This is a genomic window from Frankia sp. QA3 (genome assembly GCF_000262465.1).
In the GTDB taxonomy this organism is placed as follows: Bacteria; Actinomycetota; Actinomycetes; order Frankiales; family Frankiaceae; genus Frankia.
The window spans coordinates 7,165,468-7,180,972 of the sequence record NZ_CM001489.1; the positions used below are offsets into that span (position 1 = coordinate 7,165,468).

The following is a 15,505-nucleotide window of genomic DNA, read 5'->3' on the forward strand; positions in this document are numbered from 1 at the left end:
CCGGGCGGCGGGCGGGGGCTTTCCCTAGGCGTTCAGCCAGCTACGGCGGTCTCGCGCCGCGGCGTAGATCCGTTCGACATCGCCCGGCTGCCACACCACCGGGAGATTACCGAAGGCGGCGATCTGGTCGTGCCGAATCGCCCGGACATCGTGCAGCGATTGCTCCACGGTCAGCTTTGCCGGCTCGACGAATGCCAGTACCGCGTCGACCGTCACGGTGAACCCGCAGGCCTGCGTCAGCACCCTCGTCGCCCGCCCGGCCTCCGCCCGGGCCTTTCGCACGTACGGATACGGCTGACGGCCCATCTTCACGGCTTGGTCGCCCACCCAGATCCGGGCGCCGACGTGGTATTTGGTGTTGAAGGTGAAAACGCCGCCCGGGCCGATCAGCAGATGATCGATGTCAACGTCCCGGGGTAGCGGTACCGAATGCAGTACCCGCCAACCCCGGCCGGTGAGTCGCTCCAGTTCCGCTCCCACCGTCTCCTCTCCGACCAGCCCCTTGCGCCACCCCTCCGTCTCCGACGGTCGGCGGAGCAGACGGTTCAGCAGGGCGCGCCAGAAACCCGGCGTCAGCTCCTTGATCTTCGCGCGGATCGCCGCGCCGGGCGCGTTGCCGGCAAGGTCGTCCGCGGGATGGGGCACCGCGGCCATCGGCCCGGCGGCCGGCGGCACGGGCGGCGACACGGGCCAGGATGCGGATGGCGCCGGCACTGCTGGCGTCCATCCGGCCGGCGGTGCGGCCGGCGGTGCGGGCGTCGATACGGGCGGCGGTGCGGTCGGCGGCAGTGGGCGGGACGGGGGCGCCGGCCGTTCGGCCAGGTAGGGCGCGAGGGCGTCGAGCACCGCCTCCTGATATACGTCGAGCAGAACGTTGAGCTGACGGGTCTTCAGGTCGAACCAGGCGGCGCTCTGCCCGTCGGGGAGGTTCACATAGAGCCGGTCATGCCCGTACCGGCGCCACGGCGTCACCTGTAGCTCGCTCATGCCTCTGCCCATTCCTGCCGACGAAGATGACGGATCAAGGCCGATCGATCGGCTTTGCCGCACTACGGATCAGCTGTCAATTGGATAGACAACTTCCGCGCGGTGCGGCCGAGTCACACTATCCCGGCAGGACGTGCTCATCCACCGGTTCTACGACGCCCAGCAAGCCCAGACGGCGGTAAAACGCTCAGTATTGGGCTTCTGACCAGCGCAAATACCGGTCGGAGGTCGATTTCCGGGATCTTCGGCGTCGCTACGCTTCGTAGAGGGGCATTCGTTCGTCGTCACGCCGCGTGTAATCCGCGGTGTGCGGAACAACAGCCTGGGTGGCCGCGCGCTCGCCGACCGGCGGGGCCAACCGTCGGCCGTAACGCGGTGGGCCGTAACGCGGTGGGCCGTTACGCGGTGGGCCGTTACGCGGTGGGTCTTGAGGGGTGGGTCTTGCGGCGGCGGCCGCACTGCGCCGGTTGCCGGTTGCCGGTTGCCGGTTGTCGGTTGTCGGTTGTCGGGCGGCACGGGGCCGGGCCGAGGGCGGGCGGCGCGCGCGGGTGGGGCGTTCTGGGAGAAGCTGGGACCAGCGCGTCTCGATCGGCAGGCGCCGCGACTGGAGGAGGCGGTGACCGTGATCCGGCTCAGCGTGCTGTACCCGAGGACCGAGGGCGCGACGTTCGACCACGACTACTACCGGGACAAGCACATCCCGATGGTCGCCGGGCAGTGGGGCGTGTCGGACGTCGAGATCGACCGTGGGCTGGACGGCCTGTACGTCGCCGCCGCGCACTTCCGGTTCGAGTCGATCGAGGCGATGAAGACGGCGATGTCCCGCGGCGACGGCAAGGCGATCGGCGCCGACGTCGTGAACTACACGACCATCAAGCCGGTGATGCAGACCAGCGAGGTGTCGGGCTGAGCATGAGCACGCCCAGCCCAGCCCCGCCCAGCGCGGCCACATCCAGCACCGGCGCCGATCGCGCCCAGGTCATCTCCGACGTCTTCGCCGCCGCCTTCGGCGAGCTGATGGCGGCGGAGACCGCGGCGTTCCGGCGCAAGTTCCGCAAGATGGCGGCCTCGCCGTTCGCCTTCTACCGGGGCTCGGCGGCGCTGTTCTACGCCGACATCCACGCCCTCGACGACCCCTTCCTGGACGAGCGGACCAGCCGCATCTGGATCCACGGCGATCTGCACGCGGAGAACTTCGGCACGTACATGAGCAGCAACGGCGTGCTCGTGTTCAACGTCAACGACTTCGACGAGGCCTACGTCGGACCGTTCACCTGGGACCTGCGGCGCCTCGTCGCGAGCCTCGCCCTGCTCGGGCGCGCCAAGGCGCTCAGCGACGCGGTGATCACCCGTCTCGTCGAGGCCTGCGTGGGCGCCTACTCCGACCGGATCCGCGAGCTTGCCGAGGGCAGCGACGCGTCGTCGTCCGACCTGCTGACGCTCGCGACCACCTCGGGGGTGGTCCACGCGTTCCTCCAGCAGGCGCGGCGCTCAACCAGGGTCGGGCTGCTCGACGAGCTCACCGTGGTCGAGGGTCATGACCGTCGGTTCGCCCGCGGCGACGGCATCAGCCCGGTGGACGAGACCACTCGGGCGGGCGTCCTCGCCGCGTTCGAGCGCTACCTGGACACGGTGCCGCCGAACCGGCGCACCCGCCCGGTATCGCTGACCGTCAAGGACGTCGTGCTCCGTCGCGGGGTGGGCATCGGCAGCGCCGGCCTGCCGTCGTACAGCCTGCTTGTCGAGGGGCAGACGGAGGCGCTGGACAACGACGTCGTCCTGTACATGAAGCAGGGACAGGTCCCGGCGCTGAGCCGGTTCGTCTCCGACAGGCGGATCGCCGACTACTTCCGGCACCAGGGGCATCGCACGGCGCTGTCGCAGCGCGCGTTGCAGGCGCACAGCGACACCTGGCTCGGCCACACGGAGCTCGACGGCGTCGGCCAGCTCGTCGCCGAGGTGTCGCCGTACGCCCAGGACCTGGACTGGTCGGAGGTGAACGAGCCCGAGCAGATGCTCGCCCTCGTCGCCGACCTCGGTCGCTCCACCGCCCGGATGCACGCCGTCGCGGACGACGAGAGCGAGCACCACCTGGTGAACTTCTCCACCGAGGACGCGATCCACGCCGCGATCTCGCGCGACGCCAAGGAGTTCGTCGCCTCGCTGGTCGACTTCGCCCACGACTACGGCGCCCAGGTCCACCGGGACCATCAGCTCTTCGTCGACATGTTCCGCAACGGCCAGCTCATCGACGTGGACTGAGCGGACCATGGCGGAGCATCGGGAGTCCCTCCCGGACGAGTCGGACGATCGGGAGTCCCTCCCGGACGAGTTGTTCGAGGCGCTCAGCCAGGCGGACGCCTGGGCCGGCTGGGAGGAGCAGCCGGCGGACGTGCAGGCGCTGTACGTCACGTGGGTGTCCCGGCCGCGGCGTGCCCGCGAACGGCGCGAGCGGGCCGAGACGACCGCCTACTACGCCGCCCACGGGGCGTTGGACAAGGCGATCCGACGGGGAAGCCCGTGGGAGGCGATCACGTCGATCCTGCCCTGGTGAGCGGCCGGCGGCCGGGCGGTGCCATGCGCCCCGCGGTCCGGTCGGGCCGAGGTTCCCTCGCCCGCACGGCTGATCCGGGCCGGTCAGAGCGGCCGTGTTATACAGACACGTCGGGCGGTTTCGGGGGAATGGCGCCGTAGGGGGACGAGGGGGCTCGTGACGATGGGGGCCGGACGCCGCGGGGGTGCGGCACCGGGCCTGGCATGATCGTCGATCGGGCGCAGGTCGCCGCCGCACTGCCCGGCTACGAGCTGGGCGACGTGCTGGGCCGGGGCGGATTCGGGCTGGTGCTGGCCGCGCGGCACCGGGAGCTCGGCCGCCGGGCCGCGGTCAAGGTCGTGCCGGCGGCGTCCACGGCCGAGGCGCAGCTGCTGGCCAGCATGGACCACCCCCATATCGTCCGGGTCCACGACTGCGTCCGCGCGGACGACCTGTGCCTGATCGTCATGGAGCTGCTGGGCGGCGGCACCCTGGCCCGGCGGGGGCCGATGGCTCCCGAGACCGCCTGCGCGGCGGGCCTGGCCGTGGCCGCGGCTCTGTCGTCCGCGCATGCCCAGGGGGTGCTGCACCGCGACGTCAAGCCGGGCAACGTCCTGTTCGACTCCGCCGGCCTGCTCAAGGTCACCGACTTCGGCATCGCGAAGATCGTCGAGGGGGCGGCGGGCACCGCCAGCGTCGCTGGCCTCGGCACCCCCGCGTACATGGCCCCCGAGCAGATCCAGGGCGGCCGGCTGGGCCCGGCCACCGACGTCTACGCCCTGGGTGTGCTGCTCCATCGGCTGCTGACCGGCGCACCGCCGTTCGATCCCACTCTGCCGGTGCAGGCGCTGTGGCAGCACCACCTCACCACCGTCCCGGCCCCGCCGGCCGGGGTGCCCGCGCCCGTGACCGCGGTGATCCTCGCCGCGCTGGCCAAGAACCCCGCCGCCCGCCCGCCCTCCGCGCTCGCCTTCGCCGTCGAGCTCGCCGCCGCCGCGGCGGCCTCCTACGGCCCGCGCTGGACCGCCCGCTGCGGCCTGGTGCTGTTCCTGGACGACGACGTCCGCGCCGCCGCCGACGGCGACCGGTCCGCCCGCACACCCGCAGCGGTCGAGTGGGGCGAGTGGGCGACCCGGGAGGCGCCCGGCCCCGACCCGGTCCTGCTCATCCCTGCGGACCCCTACCCGACGGTCCCGCCGGATCCTGTCCCCGTGATCCCGCCGGATCCTGTCCCCGTGATCCCGCCGGATCCTGTCCCCGTGATCCCGCCGGATCCTGTCCCCGTGATCCCGCCGGATCCCGAACCGGTCGCCCCGTCGGATCGTGGACCGGACGTCCTGCCGGGCACGCGCCGGACGCCACCACCGCACCCGATCGGTGGGGACGTCCCGCGCCGGGGGAACGGCCGCGCGGGACGGCGCCGGTTGGCGCTCGGTGGCGGCCTGGTCGCCCTGGTGCTGGCCGCCGCCGTCGCCGCGGCCGTCGCCCTGACACCCGGCCGGGACCCCGCCGGCATGGCAGCCCCACCGAGCCCCGCCGGCTCGACCGGCCCGACCCCGTCGCCCGCCATCCCGGCCCCCCGGACCCCGACGCCGACGGCCACGCGGGGCACGCCGGTCGCCGCCACGGCCGCGGCGCTGCGTCCACTCGACGCCCTGACCGAGCACACCGGAGCGGTGTTCGCGGTCGCCTTCGCCCCGGACGGGCACACCCTGGCCACGGGCGCCAGCGACGGCACCATCCGGTTGTGGGACACCGCCGGTCCGGGCAGCCCCCGGCGGCTGGGCGCGCCGTTGGTCGTCACCGACGCCGTATGGTCGGTCGCGTTCTCCCCGGACGGCCGCAGGCTGGCCGCCGGCAGCGGTTCGTCCACCGGGAGCGTGCAGGTCTGGGACGTGGTGGACCGCACCGCCCCGAAGTCGCTCGGCGGGCCCGCGGCCGACAGCACCGGCCCGGTGAACACGGTGGCCTTCTCGCCCGACAGCCGCACGCTCGCCAGCGGGAGCGGTACGAACGCGGGCCTGATCCTGCTGTGGGACGTCACCGGGGGATCGGTGCGCCGCCTGGGCCGGATCGACCACGATGTGCGCCGCGACCAGGCGGACGGGATCTTCTCGGTGCTGTTCCTCCCGGGCAGCCACACCCTGGCCGCCAGCAGCCTCGACACCACGGTCGGCCTGTGGGACGTGTCCGATCCGAAGGCCCCGCATGCCCTCGGCGAACCACTGCGGGCGTTCGCCGACAACGACGTGACGCTGGCGTTCTCCGCGGCCGGCGGGATCGGCGCGGCGGGCGGGATCCTCGCGACCGGCAGCTCCGACGACGCGGTGCACCTGTGGCAGGTCTCTGCCGACCGGACCTCCCTGCGCCCGTTCGGCCGGTCGCTGGCCGGCGACGGCCCGGTGTGCTTCTCACCCGACGGCTCGCTCGCCGCGGTCGGCGACTCCGACGCGCTGCATCTGTGGGACCTCGCCGCCCCGGACGCGCCGCGCCCGCAGGGGACCGCGGTGCGGGGCCACGACTCGCTCATCGAGTCGGTGGCCTGCTCCCCGGACGGCCGCACCCTGGCCAGCGGCAGCCAGGACAGCACCGTGCGGATCTGGTCCCTCGGCTGAGCGCACCAGGTCGGTCCACGCATCTCGAGGCCAGGGCCGACGGTCAGGTGGATGACGCGCCGCTGGGGAAGCCAGGCGCTGCCGCGCCGGTCGCCGGGGGCAGGACGGTCAGCCAGACGCCGTAGCCGACGCACGAGTTCGTGTCGTCGCAGTCGTCGAACAGGCTGCCGGACACCCGGAGGTACAGCGTGCCCGGCCCGGTTCCCGACGGGATCCGGACGGTCACCTGGAACCGCCCGTCCCGCGCCACCCTCATGGCGGCCCTCCCCGGGGTCGGGGGGTCGGCACCGGCGCCGGCGGGCGGTGGGTCATCCGTCGGCGGCGTCCGCGGCCCGGCGTTCCAGGACGCCCCGGCTGGCATGGAACAGCTCCGCGAAGCTTGCGAAGCGGTCCAGATCACCGTACTTCGGGGCGAACTCCCAGGCCGCCCATTCGCCGATAACCGCGCCCTTCCTCGGGGTTGTCAGCGCGGGTGCGTCTGACGGCGCCGCTTACGCGGGGACGGCGCGTACGTCCACATTGTCGGAATAGGAGCGGGCACGGACGTCGAACGGCCCGCCGTAGGTGATCATGACCAGCTGTCGCGGGCCCCGCGATCCGGCGAATGCCGCCGGATCTACGCCACCGGCCTTGGCGCGGGCGAAGACCCGCTGGACCCGCCACGCGGTCTGCTCCCCGCGTGCGTCGCTGGTGTAGACGAGGTCTCCGGCGTGCAGGTGGGCCAGCCGCCCAAACGCGAAGGGCGGCATTCTCCGCCAGTTCACGTGCCCGACGAGGGTCACCTCCCCGGAGCCGGCGTCCAGCGCGGCCGAACCGGACCACAGCCCGACCTCGGTCGGCGCCCGCGGCGCAGTGAGGACGCCCTTGTCCTCGGTCGCCCGGCCGATCCTGGCGGTGACGCCGAGCGCCGGTACCCGGAGGCTGGATGCCGGCAGATCCGGCTGGTGCCGCGGGAGCTGGACCGTGCTCGCCCCGTCGGATCCGGGCGACGCCCGGGCAGGTGCGGCCCGCCGGCCTCGGGCAGCGGGGCGGCCTCGGGGGCGGGTCTGGCCGGCCATCCCAGGACGACCAGCGCGATCCCGGCCAGCATGATCCCGGCGAGGGTCGGGGCGCCGAGGACGGGCAGCGAGACGGCCGGGCGTCTCGTGGTCAGGGGTGACCCGCCGCGGTTGGCCGCCTTGCGGCGCATTCCACCGGCGGTCGGGTCAACGCCGGCGTCTGGTCCGCCGGGCGCCGAGCGCCCCGAGCGCGGCGAGCGCACCGCCGGCGGTGACCGTGCCGAGTACGACCAGCTCAAGACCGCTGCGGCCGGGCTCGTCGGGCTGCCCCCCCCGCCACGGCGCCGCCCGCCATGGGGCTGTCGAAGCCGGGGTGGTCGAAGCCGGGGTGATCGGGAAGAGCGTTGGGGAATCCGGGTAGCCCCGGCGGGGGTGGGAAGATGACGAACGGCCTGACGGTCGGGATCGGCACGCTGGCGAAGGCGGGCGGCGCGACCACCTGCCCGCCCTGAGCGGCTGCGGACGCGTTCGCCACGTTGGTGACGACGGCTCGGCCGATGGCGGCCGATCATGATGCCGCGGCCTCTGTCGCGGGTCCGGTGCAACGGACCCCAGGCAGAGAAGGGGCGCCGGCACCGACGGCGCCACCCGCGAGGAAAGGTCGATCGTCCGCCGAGTCCAGCAACGGTCCCGTCATCACAGGATCCCGCACGGCCCCGTCGAGCAGGTGCTCGAACGGCCGCGGCGTCGGGTAACCCGCTTGCCTCGGCCAGTCCCCACGAGTTCTTCCTCGGCACGTCCGCCGGCAACACCCGCACGAAGTCGGCGAACACCCGCTTCGGCTCAGGCCGGTGGAACAACCAGCTCAACCCCTCCGCCGCTCCCCGACGGCTTTGCTGTAACTGCGGGTATGGATTCTCCCTCTTTTTGGCGAAGGTTGTACACCTCCGCGTGATTCCGGTGCAGAATGATGCTCTGAGTAAAAGATCTGTGGCGTCGCGGGCGTAGGACTGTTACCGGATGCACCTCCATGACGGGGGCGAGGGCGGCCTGCGGACCGATCAGGTTGAGCAGGGTGAGCCCGGGATACAGCAGCATCGCCACCCGCGGTGGGGTGGGCGCGCCGGCGGGGCCGGAGTGACAATGTTCGACGGATAATTGCCAGGCTGGAACCGGCGGTCGGGGCTCGGTGAGCCTTTCCCGGTAATGGTCCGCGACTTTGCGTGATGGTGGCGCGGGGTGGCTGGCAGGGCCTGGCGCGGTGGGGCAGTGCAAAAGGAAACGCGGAGCCCCGGTCTGAAGACTGATCCTTCCAAACCGACGCCCAGAAGAAGGACAGCCGGGTCATCCACGCGCTGCGCGCCGTCGGTGAACGCGGAAACTCCCTGCTCAAGACCGCCTTCCGTGCCCTACGACACGTCAGCCTCGACCCCTGGAAGACCGGGCAGATCGCCGCCGCCCTCGTGATCCTCCACACCGAACACCGCAGCCCCACCTGACCGCCACGCGACCACCACGCGAGTGTGAATCACAAAGCGCAACAGATGGTTACTGGGAAAGGCTCAGTGAGCCGCCCAGGGGCCGACGCCGCCGACGCGGTCGATCGAGTAGCGCAGGATGAAGCCGTCGCCCTTCGGGCCCGGGAATTCGGCGTCCGGGCTCGTGTAGACCTTCGTCAGGTTGTTCAGCAGGTCCCAGGCGCCGCCGGGGGTGACGGTGGCCGTCGCGCGCAGGACGGCGTACTCGGCCAGGAAGGCTCCCGGCACCCGCGGCGCGTCGAAGGAGAGCACCACGCGGGGGTCGCGCTCCACATTGCGCACCTTCACATTGCGGGCCATATGACCGCTGACGACGTCGTCGCCGTCCAGGCCGATCCAGATGACGCTCACCTGGGGGCTGCCATCGGCGTTGATCGTCGTCAGGTGCGCCAGCGGACCACTGGAAATCAGGTCACGGAGTTCAGGCGTCAGCAGCGTCATCGTCCGATGCTCCAATCCACGCCGATGAGCCTAGCATTTACCGGGTAGTTCCTCGCTAAATGACGGGACGAGGCGCGGCCGAATTCGAGAATCTGCTGGTCATGTGGGCTGTTCGGCGGCGGACACTTCGCCGCCCTGTAGCCTGCGGCACGCTGCTGCCGGCCGCCGTTCTCGCTCAGCCGGCCTCGGCGCCGGTGGCGACGGGACGGCCAGGCAGGTTGGACCACTGGGACCAGGAGCCGGGGTAGAGCGCCGCGGGGTGACCGGCGACGGCCAGCGCCGCGACCTCGTGGGCGGCGGTCACGCCCGAGCCGCAGTACACCCCGACGGGCTGGCCGCCGGTGACGCCGAGCGCCGCGAACCGGCGGGCGAGCTCGGCGGGGGAGCGGAACGTCCCGTCGGCGCTCAGGTTGTCCCCGGTCGGGGCGCTGTGCGCGCCGGGGATGTGCCCGGCGACCGGGTCGATCGGCTCGACCTCGCCGCGGTAGCGCTCGCCGGCCCGGGCGTCCAGCACGATCCCGTCGCGGGCCAGCGCCGCGACCCCGTCGGCGTCGAGCGTCGGCAGCGCGCCGGGGACGAGGGTGATGTCCCCGGGCGGCGGCTGGACCGGCTCCGTCTGGAGCGTCCCGCCCGCGGCCGTCCAGGCGGCGAGCCCGCCGTCGAGGATCAGCACCGGCTCGACCGACGCCCAGCGCAGCAGCCACCAGGCCCGCGCCGCCGACATCGCGCCCGAGTCGTCGTAGACGACGACGGTGTCCCCCGCGGACAGCCCCCAGCCGCGGGCGGCCCGCTGCAGCGCGGCCACGTCCGGCAGCGGATGGCGTCCCCGCTGCGGCGTGGGCGGCGCGGCGAGCTCGGTTTCGAGGTCGACGAAGACGGCGCCGGGGATGTGCCCGGCCAGGTAGCCGTCCCGCCCGGGCGGACCACCCAGCTGCCAGCGGACGTCGAGCACCCGCGGGGGCCGCGCGGAGTCGAGGAGCCGGGCCAGGCCCGTGGCGGAGATCAGCACATCATCGCTCATGCCCCGGACGCTACCGTCCGGGGGCGCGGCACCCGCAGCACCCGCAGCACCCGCGGGATCGACGGCCCGCCCCGTCACGGCCGCATTCCCGATTTGTCGCCCGGGACGGATCCGTGCAAGGCTCGGCGCGATGGCGATCGGGGTTGACGGGGTGCGGGTCGGGCACTGGACCGACCCGGTGGGCGTCACCGGGTGCACGGTGGTGGAGCTGCCGGTGGGCACGGTCGCCTCGGCGGAGGTGCGCGGCGGGGCGCCGGCCTCGCGCGAGCTCGACGCCCTGGCGCCGCAGATGGCGCTCGCCAGCATCGATGCCGTGCTGCTGACCGGCGGTTCGGCGTTCGGCCTGGCCGCCGCGGACGGGGTGATGCGCTACTACGCCGAGCGCGGCCGGGGCGTGCCCACGAGCGGGGGCCCGGTGCCGGTCGTCCCGGCGCTGGCCCTGTTCGACCTCGCCGTCGGCGCGCCGACCGCCCGGCCCACCGCCGACGCCGGCTACCTCGCCGCGCGGGCGACCCGCGGCGAGCAGGTGTTGCGCGGCCGGGTCGGTGCCGGCACGGGGGCGTACGCGAGCCAGTGGCGCGGACCCGAGCACCGCCGCCCCGGGGGGCTCGGCCACGCGCAACGGTGCCGCGGCGAGGTCACCGTTGCCGCGTTGTGCGTGGTCAACGCGTTCGGGGACGTCGACCACGGCGGCGACCCCGTCCCCCTCGACGCCGCCGAGTCGCAGTGGCGACCGTTCGACCTCGCCGCCGAGCGGACCCACACCACGATCGGGGTCGTCGTCACCAACGCCCGACTGGACAAGACGAGCTGCCTGCTGGTCGCGCAGGGCGCCCACGACGGGCTGGCGCGGGCCATCACACCCCCGCACACCCGCCTCGACGGCGACGCCTTCATCGCCGCGGCGACCGGCCGGGTCGAGGCCGACGTCGACCTCGTCCGCCTGCTCGCACTGGCCGCGGTCACCGCCGCCATCCGCTCCGTCGACGACCACACGCCCTGACGCGGCTCCGCCGCCGACGGGGGACGAACTGGTGCAGGTGCTGGCGACGCTGGCGAACCCGCACCGGTTGCGGGTCCTCGCGGCGCTGGTGGGCGAGCGGAACTACGTGAGCCGGCTCGCCCGCGGCCTCGGCATCAGCCGGGCGCTGCTGCAGGTCCGTCTGCGCAAGCTCGAGGCGGCCGGGTTGGTCTCGGCCAGCCTGGAGGTGTCCGAGGACGGCAAAGCGATGAAGTTCTACGAGGTCGCACCGTTCACCGTCCACCTGACGCCGCAGACCGTCGCGAAGGCGGCACGCACCTCAGGCCCCAGTGGCCCGGCGCCGCTGTCGGTGCAGGGTGCGGGTAGCCCTACTGGGCCGGGCGGTCCCGCCGGCTGCCCGGTCGCGCCGGGTGTCGACCCCGGCGGACGGTCAGCGCGCGGGTCGACGCTGCCGGCGGGTGTGCCGCGCGGGGGCCGCGACGGGCCGGCGTCGGCTCGGGGTGGCCGGTTCGGCCGGTTCGGCGTCCTGCGTGGTCGCCGCCGGCGCCGGGGTCGACGGCGGAGCCTGGAAGACGACGCTGGCGACCTGTGCGACCGAGACCGGCTGCGGGCCGGCCTCCGCGGCGGGCCGGCCGAAGTCGGGCATCCGGAAGGGGCGGGTCGTCGGCGGCGGAAGCTCTCGCCTCGGCTGCGACCGGGCTGCCCGCGGCGCGGAGAAACGAGGGATCGATGAGGCGGCGATGAGGGTTGTCTCGCTTTCGGGAATGGATCGTCGCAAAGACGATCGGGCAGGCGACCGCAGTGGCGGCCGCGCCACGCCGGAGCTGCTGTCCACGGCGCGATGCCCGTGGATTGATGCGGACCGTAACCGGGTCGTCAGAGACGGTACATCCGGCTGAACGGGCTCGGTATGCGCTCCTGCCGGGAACCGAAATCAACATCCACGGAGGTTTCTCCGGTGACCCCGATGACCCGGCCGAGTCCATACACGTCGTGAGTGACCCGGTCTCCGACCGCAAACCGCTCTTGTGCCGGGAGCGCCGGAACCTTGAAGGGGCTGTTGGGAAGGCGACGTCGGGGTACCGCTGACTCGGTCATCACCTCCAGTATGCACCTCCGCCCGGGGATGGCCAGTCGTCTGCCACGCCGGGGGCGACACGGACCCACGCGCACCGATCCCGGGAGACGGGTGGTCTGCGCCGTGGAGATCCCCGCAGTGGCCCCGGGCCGGTGCCGATGCCCCGTCATCCCGGCGTCCCGTACCGGGGTCCCGCGCCGAGCGGGGGCCGGAAAGTGCCTACCCGTGGCTAGTCTGGGTGCTGTGGAACGCGGGCCGGTGGGGGAACGGGCCCACCCTCTGCAGGGCTACGGCACACGGGTGGCCGACCCCATCCGCCTGGCCGCCGTCCATGCCTGCGGGCTGCTCGACACCGACCCGGAGGAGCCGTTCGACCGGCTCACCCGACTGGCCTCGATGATGCTGGACGCGCCGCTGGCGTTCCTCACCGTGGTCGACGACCGCCGCGCCTTCGTCAAGTCCCAGGCCGGCGTCGAGTCCCAGGCCGGCGTCGAGTCCCAGGCTGGCGTCGAGTCCCAGGCTGGCGTCGAGTCCCAGGCCGGCCTGGACCCGGTGGCCCGGACCGACCGGCGCCGCCCGCTCGCCGAGACGTTCTGCCCGCTGGTCATCGACGCCGCCGGGCCGCTCGTCGTGTCCGACACGGCGTCGGACACCCGTACCCGCGGCAACCCGATGAGCGCCACGCTCGGCGTGGCGGCGTGGGCCGGCTATCCGATCTTCAGTCCGGACCGTCAGATCGTCGGGGTTTTCAGCGTCGCGGACACCCACCCACGCCCCTGGACCGCACGCGACCTCACCGTTCTGGAGACGCTGTCCGAGGCGGCGTCCGGTGAGATCGCGTTGCGGGCGACGCTCGCGCGCGCCACCGAGCTGGCCCGCACCCTGCAGGCAAGCCTGCTACCGCCCCGGCTGCCCGAGGTGCCCGGCCTGGACCTGTCGGCCCGGTACCGGCCGGCCGGTACCGGGTCCCAGGTGCTCGGCGACTTCTTCGACGTCTTCCATACCGGGCCCGCCGGTCTGGGCGTCGTGCTCGGCGATGTCGCGGGCAAGGGCGTCGAGGCGGCGCGGGTGACCGCCCTGGCCCACTACACGATCCGGGCGGCGGCCAGCCGCAGCACCAGTCCCGCCGCCATCCTGGGCCAGCTGAACACGGCGCTGCTGACACAGCGCCCGGACAGCGAACGGTTCCTCACCGCCGCCTACCTGGACGTCCGCAAGGAGCGCTCGGGCCGTCGGGTCACCCTCTGCTCGGCCGGCCACACCCCCGTCCTGCTCCGCCGCGCCCAGGGCGACGTGCGACCGGTCGGCGTCCACGGCCTCGTGCTCGGGGTCTTCGACGACGCCGATCTGGTGGACACCCCGATCCGGCTGCGCCGCGGCGACATGCTCCTGCTTTACACCGATGGTGTCACCGAGGCCCGCCGCGGCCGCGAACAGTACGGAGACGAACGCCTCCGCTCCCTGGTCGGCGCCCTGGGCCCGGTCAGCGCCGACCGGCTCACGGCGGCCGTCGAGGCGGAGGTCCTCGACTTCGCCGAGGGCTCACCGCACGACGACATCGCCATTCTCGCGCTCGGTCTGCCGAGCGGGCCCGGCCACCGGTGACCGGGCCGGCAATCTCGCGGGCCAGCGCGGCCGGTGCGGAGGCGGCCGGTGCGGTGGCGGCCGGTGCGGTGGCGGCCGGTGCGGACACGGCCGGCGCGGACGCGGTCAGGAGGGTGGCGGTGGGGGCAGCGCGCCCTCCTCGTGATCGAGCTCGTTCTCGAGCAGGCGCAGGGAGGCATCGGACAGATGCCCGGTGTCCCGCCAGAGCTGGAGCTCGTCCCGTTCCGCCTCGATCATCGTGCGGCGGACCCGGCCGAACGCCTCTGTGAGGCTCGCGGTGGGGGGTCGCCCCGAGTCGGCGCGGCTCAGCGCGCGCAGGCTGTCCTCGCTGCGCCGCTTGCGCTCCTCGGCGACCGTGCGCAGGCGCAGGACGAGATCGTCGGGAAGCCGGCCGCGATCATGAACAGAGGCCAGCGTCCGCAGGCCGGCGTCGGCCGCCGCGACCCGGGCGCGGGCGCGCTGCCGCCGGCCCTCGTCGAGGTCGGGTCGCACTCCCAACCAGTGCAGGACCGGTCCGAACGTGAGCCCCTGTCCGACGAGCGTCACCAGCACCGCGACGTAGGCGCAGAACACCAGCAGGTCCCGATGCGGGAATCCAGCCCCGTCGGCGGACAGCGGCAGCGCGAAGACGGCGGCGAGGGAGATCACTCCGCGCATCCCGGACCAGGACAGTGCCGCGAGTTCGCGGGTCGAAAGGTACGGATGGGGGGACAGGAAACGCAGGCGGGTCGGCAGCATCGCGGGCAGCAGCAGCCACAGCGGCCGGACCAGCACGACCGCGCCGGTGGTCACCGCCGTCGCGGCCGCCACGGTCGACAGCGGATAGTTCCCGATCGCCGGGATGACCGCCGCGAGCTGCTGGCCGATGAGAAGGAAGACGAAGCCCTCCAGCAGGAGATCCACGAGGCGCCACACCGCGAGCGCATGCAGCCGCGCGGGCCCGGACAGCAGGCTGCGGGACCGGGTGCCCAGGATCAGCCCCGCGGTCACCACCGCGAGGACCCCGGAGGCGTGCAGCGCCTCGGCCGGCACATAGGCGGCGAAGGGAGTCGCCAGGGAAACGGTCGTCTCGGTCACCGGATCCTCGATGCGGCGCCGCAGCTGGCCGATCAACCAGGAGACGGCGAGTCCGATGGCGAGCCCGCCGATGACCGCGAGCAGGAAACGCCCGGCAACCCACGGGACGTCGAACCGTCCGTCGACCACCGCGGCCACCGCCACCGAGTACAGGGTCAGCGCCGTCGCGTCGTTGAACAGGCTCTCGCCCTCGATGACGGTGCGCAGCCGGTCCGGCAGGCCCACCCGCCGTCCGATCGACAGGGCCGACACGGCGTCGGGCGGCGCCAGCGCGGCCCCGAGAGCGCAGGCGGCGGCGAACGACAGGCCCGGCACCACGGCGACGAGCGCCGCGCCGGTAACCAGCGCGGTGATGACGACGAGCAGGACGGACAGTGAGACCACTGCGCGCAGGTTCGCGCGGATTTCCACCAGGCTCGAGCTCAGGGCGGCGGAGAAGAGCAGGGGCGGAATGATCAGCGCAAGGACGAGGTCCGGCTCGAGCCGCACGGTGGGTCCGGGCAGCAGCGCGTAGACCGCGCTCGCCCCGACCAGTAGCACGGGTGCCGGTAGGCCGAACCGGCGCGCCGCCAGCGCGGCCGTCACCACGAGCGCCACTCCGAGCAGTCCGAAAGCTATCTCTCCCAGCAC

General features: G+C 73.3%; 13 protein-coding genes and 2 pseudogenes. 8 read left to right on the plus strand and 7 right to left on the minus strand.

Annotated features, from left to right (window positions below):
- Positions 1-24: 24 nt before the first annotated feature.
- Positions 25-987, minus strand: coding sequence for a nuclease-related domain-containing protein (locus tag FRAQA3DRAFT_RS31920; protein ID WP_009742676.1), 963 nt, complete (start codon positions 985-987; stop codon positions 25-27).
- A 616-nt stretch (positions 988-1,603) separates the two neighbouring features.
- Between FRAQA3DRAFT_RS31920 and FRAQA3DRAFT_RS29295 the strand changes: the two genes are divergently transcribed.
- The 4 genes from FRAQA3DRAFT_RS29295 to FRAQA3DRAFT_RS29310 all read left to right on the plus strand — a co-directional run bounded on the left by FRAQA3DRAFT_RS29295 (position 1,604) and on the right by FRAQA3DRAFT_RS29310 (position 6,135).
- Complete coding sequence (locus FRAQA3DRAFT_RS29295) at positions 1,604-1,897, plus strand: EthD family reductase (RefSeq protein WP_232291818.1); 294 nt, start codon at positions 1,604-1,606, stop codon at positions 1,895-1,897.
- Between the two features lie 2 nt (positions 1,898-1,899).
- The gene (locus FRAQA3DRAFT_RS29300) at positions 1,900-3,249 is read left to right on the plus strand and encodes a DUF2252 domain-containing protein (protein WP_009742678.1); all 1,350 of its coding nucleotides are present in this window, start codon (positions 1,900-1,902) and stop codon (positions 3,247-3,249) included.
- Positions 3,250-3,256: 7 nt separating this feature from the next.
- The gene (locus tag FRAQA3DRAFT_RS29305; protein ID WP_009742679.1) at positions 3,257-3,541 is read left to right on the plus strand and encodes a YdeI/OmpD-associated family protein; all 285 of its coding nucleotides are present in this window, start codon (positions 3,257-3,259) and stop codon (positions 3,539-3,541) included.
- Between the two features lie 203 nt (positions 3,542-3,744).
- Complete coding sequence (locus FRAQA3DRAFT_RS29310; protein WP_009742680.1) at positions 3,745-6,135, plus strand: WD40 repeat domain-containing serine/threonine protein kinase; 2,391 nt, start codon at positions 3,745-3,747, stop codon at positions 6,133-6,135.
- 43 nt (positions 6,136-6,178) lie between these two features.
- Here FRAQA3DRAFT_RS29310 and FRAQA3DRAFT_RS29315 read toward each other — a convergent pair whose 3' ends face one another.
- Together FRAQA3DRAFT_RS29315 and FRAQA3DRAFT_RS29320 are read right to left on the minus strand one after the other, a co-directional pair.
- The gene (locus tag FRAQA3DRAFT_RS29315; protein WP_009742681.1) at positions 6,179-6,391 is read right to left on the minus strand and encodes a hypothetical protein; all 213 of its coding nucleotides are present in this window, start codon (positions 6,389-6,391) and stop codon (positions 6,179-6,181) included.
- Between the two features lie 235 nt (positions 6,392-6,626).
- On the minus strand, positions 6,627-7,193 hold the full coding sequence (locus FRAQA3DRAFT_RS29320) for a class F sortase (protein ID WP_009742682.1): 567 nt from the start codon (positions 7,191-7,193) through the stop codon (positions 6,627-6,629).
- Between the two features lie 1,256 nt (positions 7,194-8,449).
- Here FRAQA3DRAFT_RS29320 and FRAQA3DRAFT_RS37835 point away from each other — a divergent pair.
- Positions 8,450-8,632 (plus strand): annotated as a pseudogene (locus tag FRAQA3DRAFT_RS37835) (IS5/IS1182 family transposase); the annotation flags it as partial.
- A gap of 63 nt (positions 8,633-8,695) precedes the next feature.
- On the opposite strand, the gene FRAQA3DRAFT_RS29325 reads toward FRAQA3DRAFT_RS37835, so the two are convergent.
- Positions 8,696-9,112: a PPOX class F420-dependent oxidoreductase gene (locus tag FRAQA3DRAFT_RS29325; protein WP_009742683.1), complete on the minus strand. Its 417-nt coding sequence runs from the start codon at positions 9,110-9,112 to the stop codon at positions 8,696-8,698.
- 175 nt (positions 9,113-9,287) lie between these two features.
- On the minus strand, positions 9,288-10,133 hold the full coding sequence (locus tag FRAQA3DRAFT_RS29330; RefSeq protein ID WP_035921688.1) for a sulfurtransferase: 846 nt from the start codon (positions 10,131-10,133) through the stop codon (positions 9,288-9,290).
- Between the two features lie 130 nt (positions 10,134-10,263).
- Here FRAQA3DRAFT_RS29330 and FRAQA3DRAFT_RS29335 point away from each other — a divergent pair, with 130 nt between their 5' ends.
- Positions 10,264-11,136 (plus strand): P1 family peptidase, encoded by an 873-nt coding sequence (locus tag FRAQA3DRAFT_RS29335; RefSeq protein WP_009742685.1) that lies wholly within the window; start codon positions 10,264-10,266, stop codon positions 11,134-11,136.
- A gap of 28 nt (positions 11,137-11,164) precedes the next feature.
- Positions 11,165-11,452 (plus strand): annotated as a pseudogene (locus FRAQA3DRAFT_RS39030) (ArsR/SmtB family transcription factor); the annotation flags it as partial.
- A gap of 539 nt (positions 11,453-11,991) precedes the next feature.
- On the opposite strand, the gene FRAQA3DRAFT_RS39035 reads toward FRAQA3DRAFT_RS39030, so the two are convergent.
- Positions 11,992-12,213, minus strand: a complete 222-nt coding sequence (locus tag FRAQA3DRAFT_RS39035) for a hypothetical protein (RefSeq protein ID WP_369809485.1) — start codon at positions 12,211-12,213, stop codon at positions 11,992-11,994.
- Between the two features lie 205 nt (positions 12,214-12,418).
- Between FRAQA3DRAFT_RS39035 and FRAQA3DRAFT_RS29350 the strand changes: the two genes are divergently transcribed.
- Positions 12,419-13,798 (plus strand): PP2C family protein-serine/threonine phosphatase, encoded by a 1,380-nt coding sequence (locus tag FRAQA3DRAFT_RS29350; protein ID WP_232291819.1) that lies wholly within the window; start codon positions 12,419-12,421, stop codon positions 13,796-13,798.
- 105 nt (positions 13,799-13,903) lie between these two features.
- Here FRAQA3DRAFT_RS29350 and FRAQA3DRAFT_RS29355 read toward each other — a convergent pair whose 3' ends face one another.
- A complete protein-coding gene (locus FRAQA3DRAFT_RS29355; RefSeq protein ID WP_009742689.1) occupies positions 13,904-15,505 on the minus strand; it encodes a Na+/H+ antiporter in 1,602 nt (533 codons plus the stop codon).